The sequence below is a fragment of the Neisseria sp. WLZKY-1 genome (genome assembly GCF_046546535.1).
Classification (GTDB): domain Bacteria; phylum Pseudomonadota; class Gammaproteobacteria; order Burkholderiales; family Neisseriaceae; genus Neisseria.
On record NZ_JBKGTW010000045.1, the window covers coordinates 1 to 16044 of the forward strand.

At 55.9% G+C, this 16044-nt stretch carries 15 protein-coding genes and 6 tRNA genes; 5 read left to right on the top strand and 16 right to left on the bottom strand.

What is annotated here, in order from left to right:
• Positions 1-158: 158 nt before the first annotated feature.
• The 9 genes from ACLD9W_RS10080 to ACLD9W_RS10120 all read right to left on the bottom strand — a co-directional run bounded on the left by ACLD9W_RS10080 (position 159) and on the right by ACLD9W_RS10120 (position 9104).
• Complete coding sequence (locus ACLD9W_RS10080) at positions 159-767, bottom strand: HI_0552 family protein (protein ID WP_410841900.1); 609 nt, start codon at positions 765-767, stop codon at positions 159-161.
• A gap of 126 nt (positions 768-893) precedes the next feature.
• Positions 894-1091, bottom strand: coding sequence for a DNA gyrase inhibitor YacG (locus ACLD9W_RS10085; protein ID WP_410841901.1), 198 nt, complete (start codon positions 1089-1091; stop codon positions 894-896).
• Positions 1092-1853: a cell division protein ZapD gene (gene zapD, locus ACLD9W_RS10090; RefSeq protein ID WP_410841902.1), complete on the bottom strand. Its 762-nt coding sequence runs from the start codon at positions 1851-1853 to the stop codon at positions 1092-1094. It lies immediately after the preceding gene.
• Positions 1850-2470 (bottom strand): dephospho-CoA kinase, encoded by a 621-nt coding sequence (gene coaE, locus ACLD9W_RS10095; protein WP_410841903.1) that lies wholly within the window; start codon positions 2468-2470, stop codon positions 1850-1852. Before coaE ends, zapD begins: the two co-directional genes overlap by 4 nt.
• Positions 2467-3351 carry a prepilin peptidase gene (locus tag ACLD9W_RS10100; protein ID WP_410841904.1) on the bottom strand — a complete coding sequence of 295 codons (885 nt, stop codon included), beginning with the start codon at positions 3349-3351 and terminating at the stop codon, positions 2467-2469. The genes coaE and ACLD9W_RS10100 overlap by 4 nt, the downstream gene beginning before the upstream one ends.
• Before the next feature lie 6 nt (positions 3352-3357).
• Positions 3358-4581 carry a type II secretion system F family protein gene (locus ACLD9W_RS10105; RefSeq protein WP_410841905.1) on the bottom strand — a complete coding sequence of 408 codons (1224 nt, stop codon included), beginning with the start codon at positions 4579-4581 and terminating at the stop codon, positions 3358-3360.
• A 17-nt stretch (positions 4582-4598) separates the two neighbouring features.
• Positions 4599-6272: a type IV-A pilus assembly ATPase PilB gene (gene pilB, locus ACLD9W_RS10110; RefSeq protein ID WP_410841906.1), complete on the bottom strand. Its 1674-nt coding sequence runs from the start codon at positions 6270-6272 to the stop codon at positions 4599-4601.
• A gap of 140 nt (positions 6273-6412) precedes the next feature.
• On the bottom strand, positions 6413-8002 hold the full coding sequence (locus tag ACLD9W_RS10115) for an inorganic phosphate transporter (RefSeq protein ID WP_410841907.1): 1590 nt from the start codon (positions 8000-8002) through the stop codon (positions 6413-6415).
• A 229-nt stretch (positions 8003-8231) separates the two neighbouring features.
• Positions 8232-9104: a DMT family transporter gene (locus ACLD9W_RS10120; protein ID WP_410841908.1), complete on the bottom strand. Its 873-nt coding sequence runs from the start codon at positions 9102-9104 to the stop codon at positions 8232-8234.
• Between the two features lie 447 nt (positions 9105-9551).
• Between ACLD9W_RS10120 and ACLD9W_RS10125 the strand changes: the two genes are divergently transcribed.
• The 3 genes from ACLD9W_RS10125 (at position 9552) to sstT (ending at position 11790) form a co-directional block, all read left to right on the top strand.
• Positions 9552-10127, top strand: coding sequence for a DUF1415 domain-containing protein (locus ACLD9W_RS10125; protein ID WP_410841909.1), 576 nt, complete (start codon positions 9552-9554; stop codon positions 10125-10127).
• Positions 10127-10486, top strand: a complete 360-nt coding sequence (locus ACLD9W_RS10130) for a YbaN family protein (RefSeq protein ID WP_410841914.1) — start codon at positions 10127-10129, stop codon at positions 10484-10486. Before ACLD9W_RS10125 ends, ACLD9W_RS10130 begins: the two co-directional genes overlap by 1 nt.
• A gap of 89 nt (positions 10487-10575) precedes the next feature.
• The gene (sstT, locus tag ACLD9W_RS10135; protein WP_410841910.1) at positions 10576-11790 is read left to right on the top strand and encodes a serine/threonine transporter SstT; all 1215 of its coding nucleotides are present in this window, start codon (positions 10576-10578) and stop codon (positions 11788-11790) included.
• Between the two features lie 264 nt (positions 11791-12054).
• On the opposite strand, the gene ACLD9W_RS10140 is transcribed toward sstT, so the two are convergent.
• The 7 genes from ACLD9W_RS10140 to pgsA all read right to left on the bottom strand — a co-directional run bounded on the left by ACLD9W_RS10140 (position 12055) and on the right by pgsA (position 13304).
• A tRNA-Leu gene (locus ACLD9W_RS10140) sits at positions 12055-12144 on the bottom strand.
• Between the two features lie 42 nt (positions 12145-12186).
• Positions 12187-12264 (bottom strand) — tRNA-OTHER (locus ACLD9W_RS10145).
• A 17-nt stretch (positions 12265-12281) separates the two neighbouring features.
• Positions 12282-12355 (bottom strand) — tRNA-Cys (locus tag ACLD9W_RS10150).
• Between the two features lie 37 nt (positions 12356-12392).
• Positions 12393-12468, bottom strand: a tRNA-Gly gene (locus ACLD9W_RS10155).
• A gap of 17 nt (positions 12469-12485) precedes the next feature.
• A tRNA-Gly gene (locus tag ACLD9W_RS10160) sits at positions 12486-12561 on the bottom strand.
• 25 nt (positions 12562-12586) lie between these two features.
• Positions 12587-12662: transfer RNA gene (locus ACLD9W_RS10165), tRNA-Gly, on the bottom strand.
• 78 nt (positions 12663-12740) lie between these two features.
• Positions 12741-13304 carry a CDP-diacylglycerol--glycerol-3-phosphate 3-phosphatidyltransferase gene (gene pgsA / locus ACLD9W_RS10170; protein ID WP_410841911.1) on the bottom strand — a complete coding sequence of 188 codons (564 nt, stop codon included), beginning with the start codon at positions 13302-13304 and terminating at the stop codon, positions 12741-12743.
• Between the two features lie 226 nt (positions 13305-13530).
• On the opposite strand from pgsA, the gene hpnC reads away from it, so the two are divergent.
• A complete protein-coding gene (gene hpnC / locus ACLD9W_RS10175) occupies positions 13531-14346 on the top strand; it encodes a squalene synthase HpnC (protein ID WP_410841912.1) in 816 nt (271 codons plus the stop codon).
• 46 nt (positions 14347-14392) lie between these two features.
• Positions 14393-15931: a phospholipase D family protein gene (locus tag ACLD9W_RS10180; protein WP_410841913.1), complete on the top strand. Its 1539-nt coding sequence runs from the start codon at positions 14393-14395 to the stop codon at positions 15929-15931.
• The last annotated feature ends 113 nt before the right edge of the window (positions 15932-16044 follow it).

A 16044-nucleotide genomic window follows, 5' to 3' on the forward strand; every position in this document is an offset into this window, starting at 1 on the left:
TGGCCGTCTGAAGTGGCCGTCTGAAGTGGCCGTCTGAAGTGGCCGTCTGAAGTGGCCGTCTGAAGTGGCCGTCTGAAGTGGCCGTCTGAAGTGGCCGTCTGAAAAAAACCGCATTCGCGGTTTTTTTCAGACGGCCTGTTTTGTCGGCGGCGGCGGGTTTAACGGAAGCAGGCTTCGTAGAGCGGTTGCAGTTCGCGTATGGTTTGTGCGATCCAGGCGGCGGTGTCGGTTTTGCCGAGGTCGTCGCGCTCGATGTGGCGGCCGATGCAGAAGAAGTCTTCGTCGTTTTCGAGTTTGGCGGGGGTGTCGGCAACGGTCGGGTAGTCGGCGTATTCGCTTTCTGCGCCGTGCCAGAGCTCATAGGCGGCATAGCGTTCGGTATCGAGTTCATCGAGCCAGCGGTTGTATTGCGGCAGGGCGATGGGGGAGATGTCGGCTTTGTAGCAGTGCCAGTCGAGGCTGACGGTGAGACGGCGGCGGTTGAGGAGGACGGAAAGGATGGCAGCGGCGTCGTGGTAGGCTTCGTATTTGAAGTAGGCGAAAAAGTGGGCGCGTACCTGCCAGCCGTTGCACCAGCGTTCGATGTGCGGTGGGGCGAAGGGGGCGCCAAGATCGGCGGCAACCTGGCGGATCAGGCTCTGCCAGTCCTGCCAGGCGGCTTTGTAGTCGGCTTTGATTTGCGGGATGGCTTCGGGTTGGTATTTTTTGAGTTGGGCGAATTGGTAGAAGGGGATGTCGAACAGGCGGCTGTGTTGCGGGGTGAGCATGGGCGTTCCTTTTATAGTCGGCCGACATGGAATCTGCGGCGTGACGGCTTTGGCTCGAAGGGTTGTCGGATGCGGCAAGGCCGTCTGAAAACAAGCGCAGCGGGGGCGGGGTGTTTTCAGACGGCCTCAGTCTGCCTGCGGCGGAGCGGTTTCGGAGAAGATATCGGGCTCGGCTGCGATGACGCGGTAGTCTTCGCCCGCCCAGGCGCCGAGGTCGGTGGTTTTGCAGCGTTGGCTGCAAAAGGGGCGGTAGGGGTTGGCTGGCGACCATTCGGCGGGTTTGCCGCAGCGGGGGCAGCAGACGGTTCGGATGGTTTTGTCCATTTATTCCACCACTTGGTCGAAGCTGCTCATGATCATTTTGAAGGGGATGTCGCCGTCCACCTGCGGGCCGCGCGGGCGTTCGTTGGAGATGGCGAGGAAGCGAATGTGGGTGAAGTATTTGTTGGCGGAAACTTCGGGCATGACGCTGTGTTCTTTGCCGACTTCGATGCTGAGCAGGTGGATGTTTTGCGCCAGGCTGGCGTGCTGGTAGTTGCCGTGTTTGGCGTGGCAGCCGACTTCGCGCGAGTTGTTGCGCAGGATGCGCAGGAGGACGGAGATGGCGTCGTAGGTGGGCATCAGGGTGCGTATCCAGCGTTTGAGGTCGGCCTGGCGCTCTTCGTAGGGACGCTGCTGCCAGTAGTAATATGAGGGAACGTCGAACGGGCTGGTGCCGCCGGGAACGAGCATGCGCTGTTTGAGCGCCATCAGCCATTCGTTTTCGCGCAGGTGCTGACCGAATTTCTGCTGGATGCCGAGCAGACCCTGCGCGACCTGTTTCAGGTCTTCCTGCAACTGTTGGGCAGATTCGGGACTGCGGGTTTTGGCAACCATTTGTTTCTGGCGTTCCAATTCTTGCAGGATGTCGAGCTTTAATTCGGCGCGGGCGGCGGATTCCATGATGTCGAACAGGGTGGACAGCGCCAGATGGTGCGCCCACACCGAATGCGGGCAGGCGATTTCGTCCTGAAAGCGTTTGAACAGGTATTCGATGCGCAGAAAGTTGCGTACCCGCTCGGACAATGGGTGTTCGAATTTAATCATTTGGATGTCTGTGGTTGGTGGTGGAAACGGGCGCGGAAGTAAGCGTTCAGACGGCCTATTTTCTGCCGCAGCTCTTGTGTGCTGCCGTTGTTGATCACGATATCGTCGGCCAGACGCCGGCGCTGTTTTTCTCCGGCCTGCGCGGCGATAATCCGCTTCACTTCGTCTTCCGAAAGACCGCTGCGCCGCATGACGCGCCCGATTCTGACCGGCTCGTCGGTTTCTATCAGCAAAACGCGCCGCACCAGCGTTTGAAAACCGGCCTGTTCGGCCAGCAGGGGGATTTCGATTATACCGTAGCCTTGATCGGCATATTGCCGCTGCTCCCGGCGGATCTCATCGAAAATCAGCGGCAGCAGAATGTCTTCAAGACGTTTTTTTGCCGCAGCATCGGCAAAGACTGTTTCTCTCAATGCGGCACGATCCAGCGTGTCGCCGTCGAACACTTTGTCGCCAAACGCCTGCCGCACCGCCGGCAGCGCCCTGCCCTGCTCCGCAGTCAGCCCGCGTCCCACCTGATCCGCATCGATAACCGGAACACCCAAAGACGAAAATTCGGCAGCGGCCTGTGATTTTCCGCTGCCGATTCCTCCTGTCAGCCCGATCCAAACGGTCATGCCGAAAAACCCGACATATGCAGCCACCAGCGCACGCCTGCCAGTACTTTGTCATGTGTGACGAAAACAATCCAGCCGGCAATAATCAGGCAGGGACCGAAAGCCATCGGCTGGCTTTGTCTGACTTTCATAATAAGGGCGGCAACAATGCCGACAACGGCCGCAACAAAAACGACAACAGGCAAAACCGCAGCGCCGAGCCACGCACCCAATGCGGCCAAAAGCTTGAAATCTCCTCCGCCCATACCGTCAATTCCGCGAATACGCTTATGAAGCCAGTTTAACAGCCACAGGCTGAGATAACCGCACACCGCACCCATGACAGACTGCTGCAAGCTAACCAAGCCGCTGCCGCCATAAGCCGCAAGCAAACCCAGCCAAACCAGAGGAATAGTCAGCTCGTCAGGCAGATATTGAGTATCCGCATCGATAAAGGCCAAAGCCACCAAGAAACCTGTAAACACCAAGCCTGTCAGCGTTATCCAAGACCAGCCGTAACAAGCAGCTACAATACCGAAGAGAACAGCCGTCAATACTTCGACAGCGGGATAACGGGCACTGATATGGGTATGGCAATGGCCGCATTTGCCTTTCAGCAGCAAGTAGCTGACAACAGGTATGTTCTGCCACGGCCTGACCCGGTTGCCGCATTTCGGACAGCGCGACGGCGGCCGGGTCAAACTGAACGGCTGTTTCTCCTCATCAGTCAGCTCAATCCCCAAATGTTCTTTGGAAAACAGAGTCCATCCGCGCTCCATCATGACGGGAACGCGGTAAATTACGACATTAAGGAAGCTGCCGACCAGCAGGCCGAGAATCACTGAGAGTGGAACAACCAGGGGAGCATAATATTCCGCCATCCATGAATACAGATTGTTCATGAACCATCAACCCACTACGCTACCCAAGTTGAACAGCGGCAGATACATAGCTACCAGCATTACACCGATGATACCACCCAATACAACCATAATAATCGGCTCCATTAAAGAAGAAAGTTGGGCGACTGCATTATCCACTTCTTCTTCATAAAATTCTGCTGCTTTATTTAACATATCATCTAAAGAACCCGATTCTTCACCAATAGATGCCATTTGAATGACCATATTAGGGAATAATCCGGTACTCTGCATACCTGAAGTTAACGACAAACCTTGATTTACTTGCGATTTAATATTCAATGTCGCTTCCTCATAAAGAATATTACCCGATGCACCTGCCACAGAATCCAAGGCTTCCACCAAAGGTACCCCGGCAGCAAACAAACTCGCTGTCGTTCTAGCCCATCGAGCAATAGTTGCCTTTTGAACAATCGAACCAAAAATAGGAAGCTTTAATAACCAAGCATCTACTTTCTTTTGAAATTTGAATGAGGTTTTATGAACATAAATTAAAGCTACCACTGCGGCTATTAGACCTATAATAACCAACCATCCATAGCTAACAAAGAAATCTGAAGCTGACATAATCACCTGAGTCAATCCAGGCAACTCAGCGCCCATTCCTTCATAAACCTGTTTGAATGCAGGTAAGACAAACATCATCATCACTATAACCAAAGCAATCGCTACAACAACAATGGAAATAGGATAAGTCAATGCTGATTTCACTTTTTTCTTGATAGACTGGGTTTTTTCTTTATAAACAGCCAATTTGTCCAACAAGTTTTCCAGTACACCACCAGCCTCACCTGCGGCAACTAGGTTACAGTAGAAACGGTCAAAATATTTTGGATGTTTGGCAAATGCGGTCCCCATCGACGTACCCTGCTCCACATCGCTTCTGATAGACATCAGCAACTGGGTCATTGACGGGTTCGAGTGTCCGCGCGCCACAATTTCAAAAGCCTGCATCAGTGGCAAACCCGCTTTCATCATAGTTGCCAGCTGACGGGTAAAAACTGTAATGTCTTCCTGTGTAATGCGCTTTTTGCGTGTGGCTTTAACCTGCGTAATCCGCAACGGCTTGATGCCTCTACGCAGCAATTTTTTACGCGCCTCTTCCTCATTAGCTGCCACCACCTCTCCGCGGACGATTTGCTCGCTTTGGGTATGCTTACCTTCAAAAGTAAACCGTTTACCTTTTTCATTATTGACTTTATTTGCTTTCATTTTCCCAGTCCATTTGATTAATCGTTAGTATTACCCAAGACTTCTTCCAAAGAAGTAATCCCGTCCATCACCTTCAGCAAACCTGCTCTGCGCAAATCAACCATACCTTCCTGATAAGCCATCTGCTGTATATCCACTTCAGTACCGCCTTCCATAATCACCCTTTGCATTTCATCGGTTATCGGCATGACTTCATAAACACCGGCTCGTCCTTTATAGCCCTTGCCGCGGCATGTATCGCAACCTACCGCACGATACATCGTCCATTCACGAGCCAAATCCTCATCTGTAAAACCTGCTTTTTTCAATGCATGTTCAGGCGGCCTGTCCATCGGTTCTTTGCAGTTCGAACACAGGCGGCGAAGCAGCCTCTGCGCCATAATCAGACTGACCGAGCTGGCGATATTGAACGGCGCCACACCCATATTCAGCATACGGGACAAAGTTGCCGGCGCATTATTGGTATGCAGCGTCGAGAACACCATATGGCCGGTTTGCGAGGCCTTAATCGCAATATCTGCCGTCTCCAAATCGCGAATCTCACCAACCATGATGATATCCGGGTCTTGGCGGAGAAACGATTTCAATGCTGCCGCAAAGGTCAAACCCTGTTTGTCGTTTACGTTTACCTGATTGATACCGGGTAAGTTGATCTCAGCTGGGTCTTCTGCAGTGGAAATATTCACGCCCTCTGTATTCAGAATATTCAGACAAGTATAGAGAGAAACCGTTTTGCCCGAGCCGGTCGGCCCGGTAACCAAAACCATGCCGTAAGGCCTGTGAATCGCCTCCAACAGCAAATCTTTTTGAAAATCCTCAAAACCGAGCTGGTCTATATTGAGTGATGCCGCATCCGAATTCAAAATACGCATCACCACTTTTTCACCGAAAAGCGTAGGCAGCGTGCTGACACGGAAATCCGTAGGGCGTCCATGCTTGGAAAACGCAATCCGGATACGTCCGTCCTGAGGAACACGCTTCTCGGAAATATCGAGCTTGGCCATCACTTTGATACGCGATGCAAGCTGGCTGCGCACGGTAACAGGCGGTTTGACAACTTCTCTAAGCTGGCCATCGACGCGGAAACGAACCCTTGCCGTATCTTCATAAAATTCGAAGTGTATATCTGATGCGCCAGAATTGAGGGCATCGGAAAGCGTTTTGTGGATAAACCGCGCAATCGGCCCGTCTTCCGCTTCTTCATCACCGATAAACAATGCCTGAGAAGTCGATGTATCCAACTGATCCTGCGACATTTCACGCAAAATAGTAGTGGAACGCTGACTCAGCCACTCAACCAAAGTCATCAGCTGGTCATGCCGCACGACAACCAAGTCAATCGTATATCCGGTTACCAGCTTTTGAAATTCCTGAATCTTGGTCGGATCGGAAACGGCCAGAAACACCCTGTTGCCGCGTTTGAATATCGGTACGCAGGCATTGGCCTGCATCTGCTCTTCCGGCAACACATCCTGCACAATATTGCTGCGCGGGTAATAGCTCAAATCTAAAACCGGATAATTGAAAATCTGCGCCAACAACTCGGCCAGCGCTTTCGGGTTGGTCACATTATCGCCAAAGAGCATGGGGATAATGTCTTTATTTTCCCCCAAAGCCTTCTGATACCGCCCGACCTGTTCGTTGGACAGTATACGGTTTTGTACCAAAACCCTTAACAAACCTAAACTCATGCCATCCCTATTCTGGCTTCCGGCGCATGCCGCTTTCTGCCGTTTAAATTACGAAAATTTTGTCTATTATAAATACTTACCCGGCATATGACAAAATTTTCCTATTGTTTGTAAAAATTATTAAACCCCCAACCGCATTGTCAGCCAAAGGCCGTTTGAAGGACGAAAAAGCAGGCCACCGAAAGCAGTGATGCTGCGGGCAAGGTAATCACCCAAGCCAGAGCAATCGGTTTCATTGCTTTCCAGTTGGCGTTACGGTTGACCAGTCCGATGCCTAAAACCGCTCCGACCAAAATATGCGTGCTCGACACCGGCAATCCCAAAAACGAAGCCGCCATCACAACCGAAGCGGCAGAGAGTTCGGCGGTAAAGCCCGAAGCAGGATGCATTTCGGCCAAGCTCGTTCCCACGGTTGCAATCACTTCCTTGCCGATAAACCACAAACCGACAATCAGCGCGATACCGAACGTCAGAAGGACAATCGACGGTACGGGCGCGGAAACACCGATGGCGTCGGTGCGCAGCACATCCATAATCGCCGCGAACGGACCGATGGCATTGGCAATGTCGTTCGCCCCGTGGCTGAACGCGAACCCGGCCGCAGTAAACACCTGCATCCAGGAAAACATCAAAAACGTGGATTTCGCCAAATCCTTGCGTTTCAATGTTTTGGCATAAATAAACGTAGCCAGCCAGATGCCTGCGCCTATCATCAGAATAGTCAGATAACTGCCCAAATCGCCAATTCCTAAATTCAGGTTTTTCAAACCTTTGAAAATCAGCATCGAGGCAATCATCATGCCGCCCACCGACGAAATCAGCGGCACCCAGGAATGAAGCGCCTTATAGGCGTCGATACCGCTCTTGCGCTGTTCGATATGGTACAGCCCTTGGTAATAAGCCGATTCCAACTCATTGGGATCGAAGTCCGCCTCGCCGTAAATCTGCGCGTCGCGCGCCATGGCCGACGCGGCTTTCAAACGTTCAGGTTCGGGCAGGGCTTCAAAACGCAGGCGGTGTTCTTCTTTATAGGCTTTTTTCTCGGCTTTGATGTCTTTAAGCTGCCTTTCGATTTCCGTGTTGTAATCCAGCACATGTTTTTTTACCTGATAAAACAGCACATACGACACCAGCCCGCCCAACACCGGCGACAACACCCAAGACACGGCAATTTCGCCGATTTTTTCCCATTTCACCAAAGCAAACGTGCCGTCGCTGCTTTTGGTTAACAGAAAACCCAGTACCATCGAGCTGCCGACAATGCCGCCGATGATCGCGTGCGTGGTCGAAACGGGCAGGCCTTTTTTTGTGGCAAACAGCAGCCAGAGGGCAGCCGCCAAAAGCGCGGACAGCATCACATAGACAAACTGCATCGGCTCCATCGGCAAAGCCTCCATCCGCACAATGCCGTTGCGGATGGTGGCGGTTACCTCGCCGCCCGCAATCACCGCACCGCTCACTTCGAACACGGCTGCGACAATCAGCGCCTGCGGAATCGTCAGCGTACCCGCGCCCACGGAAGTGCCGAAGGAATTGGCCACATCGTTGCCGCCGATATTGAACGCCATGAACACGCCGAAGGCTGTGGCAAGCAGAAACATGGTGATATGGTTGTAATGCGTGTAATCCAATCCCCAGTAAATAAAATAGCCGACCATACCGATAAGCATGGCGGCGAATGCCAGATTGGTTTTATACATGGGACTCGAATCGTTGTTCGTCGGAGCCATGAGGACAGTCCTTCAAAATAATTTGAAAACGGGGAAATTCGGCACAAGCATCACAAAAACGCCAAGCGGCGTTTGCGCATTATAAGTTTAATAATCTCCGCCCGAAAGGCTTTGCCGGACAGCTTGGCGGGAAATTCGCCGCCCCTTTTGCCGCAAACGCCTGCCAAACGCCTGTAAACACTTCAATTACCGAAAATTACCGCGCAGCACCGTCGCCGTATAGGTCTTTTCAGACAGCCTGTTGTTTTTCTTTCAGCACCCGCGGCAGCACGCCTGCGGCAAACGTGGACGCCACGACAATCAGAATCCCCAGCCACGACAGTGCCGAAATATCCTCGCCCAGCAGCAGCACCGCCAGCAACACACCAAAAATTGGTTCGAGCGAAGTCAGCAGCCCCGCCAGATTGGCCGGAACAGTCAACATTCCTTTGTTCCACAACAGATAAGCCAGCCAGCTGCACCCGATGCCCAAATACAGCAGCGCCGCCGCACCCTGCCAGTTCCAAACCACCGTATAGCGTTCGGCCAGCAGCAGGGAAAACGGCAGGCACAACACCGCCGAAACGGCCAGCGAAACCGAAGTATAGGCCGGCGCACCGATTTCGCCGATCAGCTTCTGCGTCGGCCGCGTGATGCTGCAAAACACGATGCCGCCCATAAACACCAGCATACAGCCGAAAATGCTGATGCCGCCGCCCTCGCCGCCGCCGAGTATCAGCACGGCCACACCCACAAACGCGGCTGCGCCGCAAAGCCAGTGGTACGGGCGGGCGCGGTCGTTGAAAAAAAAGTGGCCGACAAACACCATCATCAGCGGCTCCAGCCCAATCATTGTTGCAGCGCTGGCGGCAGACGTATATTTGACGCCGATAAATTGGAACATCAGCACGCCGACATAGTTGAGAAACGACAGCCACAACAACGGCTTCCATTTATCCTGCGGAATGCGTCCGATATAGCGGCGGCAGACCGGCAGCACGGCGAGCGCGGCGATAACCAGCCTGATCTGCACCGTCATTGCGGGATCGACCATCCCCTCGGCGTACTTGGCAGCGATAAAGGTGCTGCTCCAAATCACCAGTGCCAGAATTTGATAGATCATTCGGTTTCCTTGTCCGACGCCGCATCCGGGCGGGAATAGGCCGTCTGAAAACATATTCGGCAACGCGCATTGTGCAGGCGCAAGGCTTTTTCAGACGGTCTCGGGGCTGTTTGCAAGCGTTTTGCGAAGCGGATTCCGTACACGGAAACAGACGGTGCGGGAAGCAAAAACCGTCACGGCAACGAAACTGCAAAACAGCCCCGATTTAATGGTTCGACAAACCGCCGCGGCAAAAAACGCACGGCGGCGGCAAAGCGGCGGATTGTAACCCAAGGAGGCCGTCTGAAAAAGCCGGAGCGGCAGGCAAAACGGCATATCAGAGGCCGTCTGAAAGCCAAACCGCAAGCCTGTTTTCAAGGAACCGAAATCCGTTTTCAGACGGCCTACCTTTCTTTTCGCACTTAAAAACCGTATGATTGCGAGCCGTTTTCAACTCAACACACACCCATGGAAAATATTGCCGACACCGTGGCCGACCACACCCGACAATGGATGGAAAAAGCCGTTATCGGGCTGAACCTCTGCCCGTTTGCCAAAGCCCCTCACGTCAAAGGCCGCGTACGCATCGCCGTGAGCGGAGCCAAACACGGCGACGGTTTTTTGGAAGACCTCGACCGCGAATTGCAGCTTTTGGCCGACACACCGCCCGAACAGTTGGAAACCACGCTGCTCGTCCACCCGACGCTGTTTGCCGACTTTTTGCAGTTCAACGACATGCTCGACACCGCCGAAGCCGCTATTGCCGACAACGGTCTGGAAGGCATTATCCAAATCGCCCCGTTCCACCCCGATTTCCGCTTCGAGGGCACTGAGGCCGACGACATCGGCAACTACACCAACCGCAGCCCCTACCCCACCCTCCACCTCATCCGCGAAGACAGCATCGCCAAAGCCGCACAGGCGTTTCCCGATGCCGAAGCCATTTTCGGCCGCAACATCGAGCTGCTGGAAAAAATGGGCAAAAGCGGCTGGGACGCACTCGGCATCCCGCAGGGCTGCCCGTTCCACAAGGAACAGCCGTGATTTCCCGTCCGTTTTTCTGGCTGCTGGGCGCAGTGTCGCTGGCAGTGGGCATCGTCGGCATCGTGCTGCCGCTGCTGCCGACTACGCCCTTCGTCCTCCTTGCCGCCGCCTGCTGGGCAAAAGCCTCGCCGCGTTTCCACCGCTGGCTGCACCGCCACCGTTATTTCGGCCCGATGATTCAAAACTGGGAAGAAAAACGCGCCGTACCCCGCCGCGCCAAATACCTTGCCTTTTCCATGATGGCGGCCTCCTGCCTGATCGTCCTGTGGCGCATTCCCGACCCGTGGTGGATACCCGCCGCCGCTGCCGCACTCTGCCTGGGCAGCGCATGGTGGATGTGGCGGCTGCCGGACGCATGACCCGCCGCTATCCGACACGCGGCATCTCTTATGCTTATATAGTTATAGTAGAATGCAAACATTCAGTTAAAAGAAGTTAAGGAATCAAAATGGCAAACAATACAGCCCTGCAATCCCTGCTGCGCATGAGCGTGGTGAAGCAGATTATCATCGGACTCATACTCGGCGTGTCGGTGTATGCAGTCTCCGTCCCCGCCGCCAAAGCCGTCGGCATTTTGGGCAGTATGTTCGTCGGCGCGCTCAAAGCAGTCGCGCCGTTTTTGGTGTTCATACTGGTTACCGCCGCTATTACAAAACATCAAAAAGGCAACGAAACCCACATCAAACCCATTCTGGTGCTCTACCTTATCGGCACATTGGGCGCAGCTCTGGTTGCCGTTGCCGCCGGTCTGGCCTATCCGACCGAACTCAAACTGGTGAGCGGACAGGAAGGCATCGCTCCGCCCGAAGGCATTACCGCCGTATTGAAAACCCTGTTGCTCAACCTGGTCAGCAACCCCATCAAGGCGCTGGCCGAGGGTAACTACATCGGCATCCTTGCCTGGGCGCTGCTGCTCGGCTTCGCTCTGCGCCATGCCTCCGCCACCACCCGTGCCGTCGTCGCCGACATGGCCGACGCCGTCTCCGCCATCGTACGCTGGGTCATCCGCTTCGCCCCGTTGGGCATTTTCGGCCTGGTTGCCTCCACCCTTGCCGAAACCGGTTTTGAAGCGCTGGCAGGCTATGCCAAGCTTCTTGTTGTACTGGTCGGCTGCATGCTGTTTGTCGCCTTCGTCTTCAACCCGCTGATTGTCTGGTGGAAAATTCGCGCCAACCCCTACCCGCTCGTTTTCACCTGCCTGCGCGAAAGCGGCATTCCCGCCTTTTTCACCCGCTCCTCCGCCGCCAACATCCCCGTCAATATGGCACTGGCGAAAAAGCTCGACCTGCACGAAGACACTTACTCCATCTCCATCCCGTTGGGCGCCACCATCAACATGGCAGGCGCAGCCATCACCATTACCGTGCTGGCGCTTGCCGCCGCCCATACCGAAGGCATCAGCGTCGATTTCCCCACCGCCCTGCTGCTGAGCCTCGTCGCCACCGTCAGCGCCTGCGGCGCATCCGGCGTGGCCGGCGGCTCGCTGCTGCTGATTCCCCTTGCATGCAGCCTGTTCGGCATCAGCAACGACGTCGCCATGCAGGTAGTCGCCGTCGGCTTCATCATCGGCGTGGTGCAGGACTCTTGCGAAACCGCGCTCAACTCCTCCACCGATGTCCTTTTCACCGCCGCCGCCGACCTCGGCAGCCGCAGGAAAAACTGATCGGGTAAAAAACAAAAGAGGCCGTCTGAAAGTTTCAGACGGCCTCTTTTTTGGCATTTGGAAACATGGCGTACCCGTTCAAAACAAGCCATAAAAACCGCAATGCGGTAAAGCCGCAGACCTTTTACCCTGACCCTTACACGGCAAAACGCCAGACAGATTATGTTCGGCAGCAGCAAAAAGGCCTTGCATAGCGGAACAACACGAAAATCTGGCAATACCCCAAATACGGCAGACAAAAAAAATAACCGCAAATGCGGTTAGTGGTGCCCGGAACCGGAATCGAACCGGTACGCCCGTATCAGGGGCGACGGATTTTAAGTCCGTTGTGTCTACCAATTTCACCATCCGGGCTTTATCCCTGCCCGAAAGGAGGAAAAAGCAGAGATAAAACTTTGGAGGCGGGGGCGCGGATTTTAACCGGCCTGTACGGGGTTTGCACACCCCGTCGCATCAACACTCTGCCACCCCGCCGTGAGGCTTGAGATTTGTGGAGGCGGGAGTCGGAATCGAACCGGCGTCGACGGATTTGCAATCCGCTGCATAACCACTTTGCTATCCCGCCATAAAGAAAAAAGTTGTCTGACAACAACTTCGTTTTATGGAGCGGGAAACGAGTCTCGAACTCGCGACCTCAACCTTGGCAAGGTTGCGCTCTACCAACTGAGCTATTCCCGCATACGAATACGGTTTTATGGAGCGGGAAACGAGTCTCGAACTCGCGACCTCAACCTTGGCAAGGTTGCGCTCTACCAACTGAGCTATTCCCGCGTAAACCGGATTGCATTTGAAACTGTGGAGCGGGAAACGAGTCTCGAACTCGCGACCTCAACCTTGGCAAGGTTGCGCTCTACCAACTGAGCTATTCCCGCTTGTATTTTCGCTGCCCTTGAGGCAAAGAAGGCGTCATTATAGTGCCTTTTGTTTGACTGTCAAGCGCCGGGGCGGATTTATTTGAAGTCCTTCCACGCCATTTTGAGGTAGTAAAACATAGACCAGATGGTAAGCACGGCGGCGGCGGCCATTAATGCGTTGCCGACAATGAGCAAATTCCAGCCGTGCCAGTCGCGTTCGCCGACAATCAGAAGCAGGATGGCGGCCATTTGCGCGGTGGTTTTGAGTTTGCCGATTTGCGCGACGGCGACGCTGCCGCGTTTGCCCATCTGCGCCATCCATTCGCGCAGAGCGGAGATGGTGATTTCGCGGCCGATGATAATCATGGCGAAAACGGGGTGGGTGCGGTTAAGGCTGACGAGTAGAATCAGGGCGACGGCTACCATCAGTTTGTCGGCAACGGGATCGAGGAAAGCGCCGAAGTCGGAAGTCTGCTTCCAGCGGCGGGCGAGAAAGCCGTCGAACCAGTCGGTCACGGCGGCGGCGGCGAAGACAAAAGCGGCCGTCCAGTTGGCGGTTTGCGGCGCAATCCAGCTTTCTGGCAGATAGAAAAGCAGGGTGAACACGGGTATCAGGACGACGCGCATCCAAGTGAGCAGTATCGGTATGTTCCACGGCATATCGTGATTCTTTCGTACGGATTGGGCGTGCGCGCCTTGTTTTTCAGACGGCCTCCGTATGGCGGGAGGCCGTCTGAAACTGCTCGGGCGCGGTGTGCGCGCGCGGCATTATAGCGGATTGCCCGCGCCTTCGGTTTTCACGGCGTGGGCTTTGTTTTAGAATGTTGCACCGTTCAAACAGGCCGTCTGAAAAGCGGCTTTCTTTATTATTGGGCAACAGGAAACCATGTCTGCAAACCATTACGAAAACTTCCCCGTCGGCTCATGGGCGCTGCCGCGCCGCCTGCGCCGCCCCGTGCACGCCGTATACGCCTTCGCCCGCCATGCCGACGATTTGGCCGACGAGGGCGACGCGCCCGCAGCGGAGCGGCTGGCCGCCCTGAACGCCTTGAAGGAAGAACTCGGCCGCATCGGCGCGGGACAAGAGCCGCAAACTGCCCTGATGCGCCGTCTGAACAACGAAGCCGTCGCACCTTTTTCCCTGCCGCTGCAACCCTTTCACGACCTTTTAAGCGCGTTTTCGCAGGACGTGGAAAAAACCCGCTACCAAAACTTCGCCGAGCTGGCCGACTACTGCCGCCGCTCCGCCAACCCCGTCGGCCGCATCATGCTGCACCTCTACGGCGAAAGCGACAGCCGCAGCATCGCCCAGAGCGACGGCATCTGCACCGCCCTGCAACTCATCAACTTCTGGCAGGACGTCGGCATCGACTGGCAAAAAGGCCGCGTCTACATTCCGCAGGACGACATGGCCAAATACAAAGTCAGCGAAGAACAGATTGCCGCAGGACGCGCCGATTTCGCCTTCCAGCGGCTGATGGCCTACCAGTGCGAACGCGCCTTTAAAATGCTCAAAGCCGGCTCGCCCTTGGGCAACACGCTCAAAGGCCGCATCGGCCTCGAACTGCGCATGATCGTCGTCGGCGGCCAAATGATTCTGCAAAAACTCGACGCCGTCCGCTACGACGTCTTCATCGAACGCCCCGTACTCGAACGGCAGGACTGGTGGCTGATCGTCAAACGGGCAGTGATGAAGAAATAGGCCGTCTGAAAACCTACCCCGCCACAGCCGCCTCGGAAACCGCGCCATGAACCTGAGCAAACCCGCCCTGCTTTCCGGCTCCGCCCTGCTGCTGAGCGCCTGCCAGTCGCTGCCCGATCTTTCCGAGCGCAGCGTCTCCACCTATATCGACCCCGCAAACGCCCCCCGCATCGAAGCCGCCCTGCCCGAAAACAGGCCGTCTGAAATCCCCGCCGGACAAAGCGGCGTCTACCTGCTGGCCGACCCGCACGACGCCTTCGCCGCCCGCGCCGTCCTCATTGAACACGCCGACCACACCCTCGACATCGCCTACTACATCTGGCACAACGACGTCTCCGGCAAAATGCTGTTCCAAATGCTGCAACAGGCCGCGCGGCGCGGTGTGCGCGTGCGCCTGCTGCTGGACGACAACAACACGCGCGGCATGGACAACGTCCTCGCCGCCCTCGACGCCGAAGCCAACATCGAAATCCGCCTGTTCAACCCCTTCCTCCACCGCCGCTTCCGCGCCCTCGGCTACCTCACCGACTTCCCCCGCCTCAACCGGCGCATGCACAACAAATCCCTCACCGCCGACAACCGCTACACCATCGTCGGCGGCCGCAACATCGGCGACGAATACTTCAACGTCTCTACCGAAACCGGCTTTGCCGACCTCGACGTCCTCGCGCGCGGCCCCGTTGTCACCGACGTCTCCCGCGACTTCGACCGCTACTGGGCCAGCGCGTCCAGCTACCCCTTCGCCGCCATCGCCAAACGCGCCGACGCCGAAAAAGGCCGTCTGAAACTCAAACAATCGCGCAAACAGGACGCCGCCGTACGCGCCAGCTACCTCGACGACCTCAACACCGCCCCCCTAGCCGCCGCCGTTGCCGCAGGCAGCATCCCCTGGCTCTACACCGACGCCCAACTCGTCAGCGACGACCCCGCCAAAGGCCTCGACCGCAGCCGCGAAAAACCCTCCGTCGCCGACAAACTCCTCACCACCCTCGGCCGGCCGCAGCACGACCTCTTCATCGTCTCCCCCTACTTCGTCCCCAGCAAATGGGGCATGGACGCCCTGCGCGAACTGCGGCAACAGGGCGTCGGCGTCACCGTCCTCACCAACTCCCTGCGCGCCACCGATGTCGCCGCCGTCCACTCCGGCTACGCCCGCTACCGCAAAGACCTGCTCAAAGCGGGCGTCGAACTCTACGAAGTCAAACCCGACTTCGCCCCGCCCAAAGCGCGCGACAAAGGCCTCACCGGCAGCACCGCTACCAGCCTGCATGCCAAAACCTTTGTTGCTGACAGCAGCCGCGTCTTCATCGGCTCGTTCAACCTCGACCCGCGCTCCGCCCGCCTCAACACCGAAATGGGCATCGTCCTCGACAGCAGCGAAATTGCCGGCGGCATGCGGCAGGAGCTGGCGCAGATGGCGCCGCAATATGCCTACAAAGTCGTCCTCGACCACCGCCGCAAACGCCTGCGCTGGCAAGACCCCGACCAGCCCGGCACCCTGCTGAAAAAAGAACCCGACGCCGGCCTGTGGAAACGCCTGCTCAACCGCTTTCTCTCCCTGCTGCCGATAGAGCCGCTGCTGTAAACAGCCGGCCAAAGGCCGTCTGAAAAGGCCGTCTGAAAAGGCCGTCTGAAAAGGCCGTCTGAAAAGGCCGTCTGAAAAGGCCGTCTGAAAAGGCCGTCTGAAAAGGCCGTCTG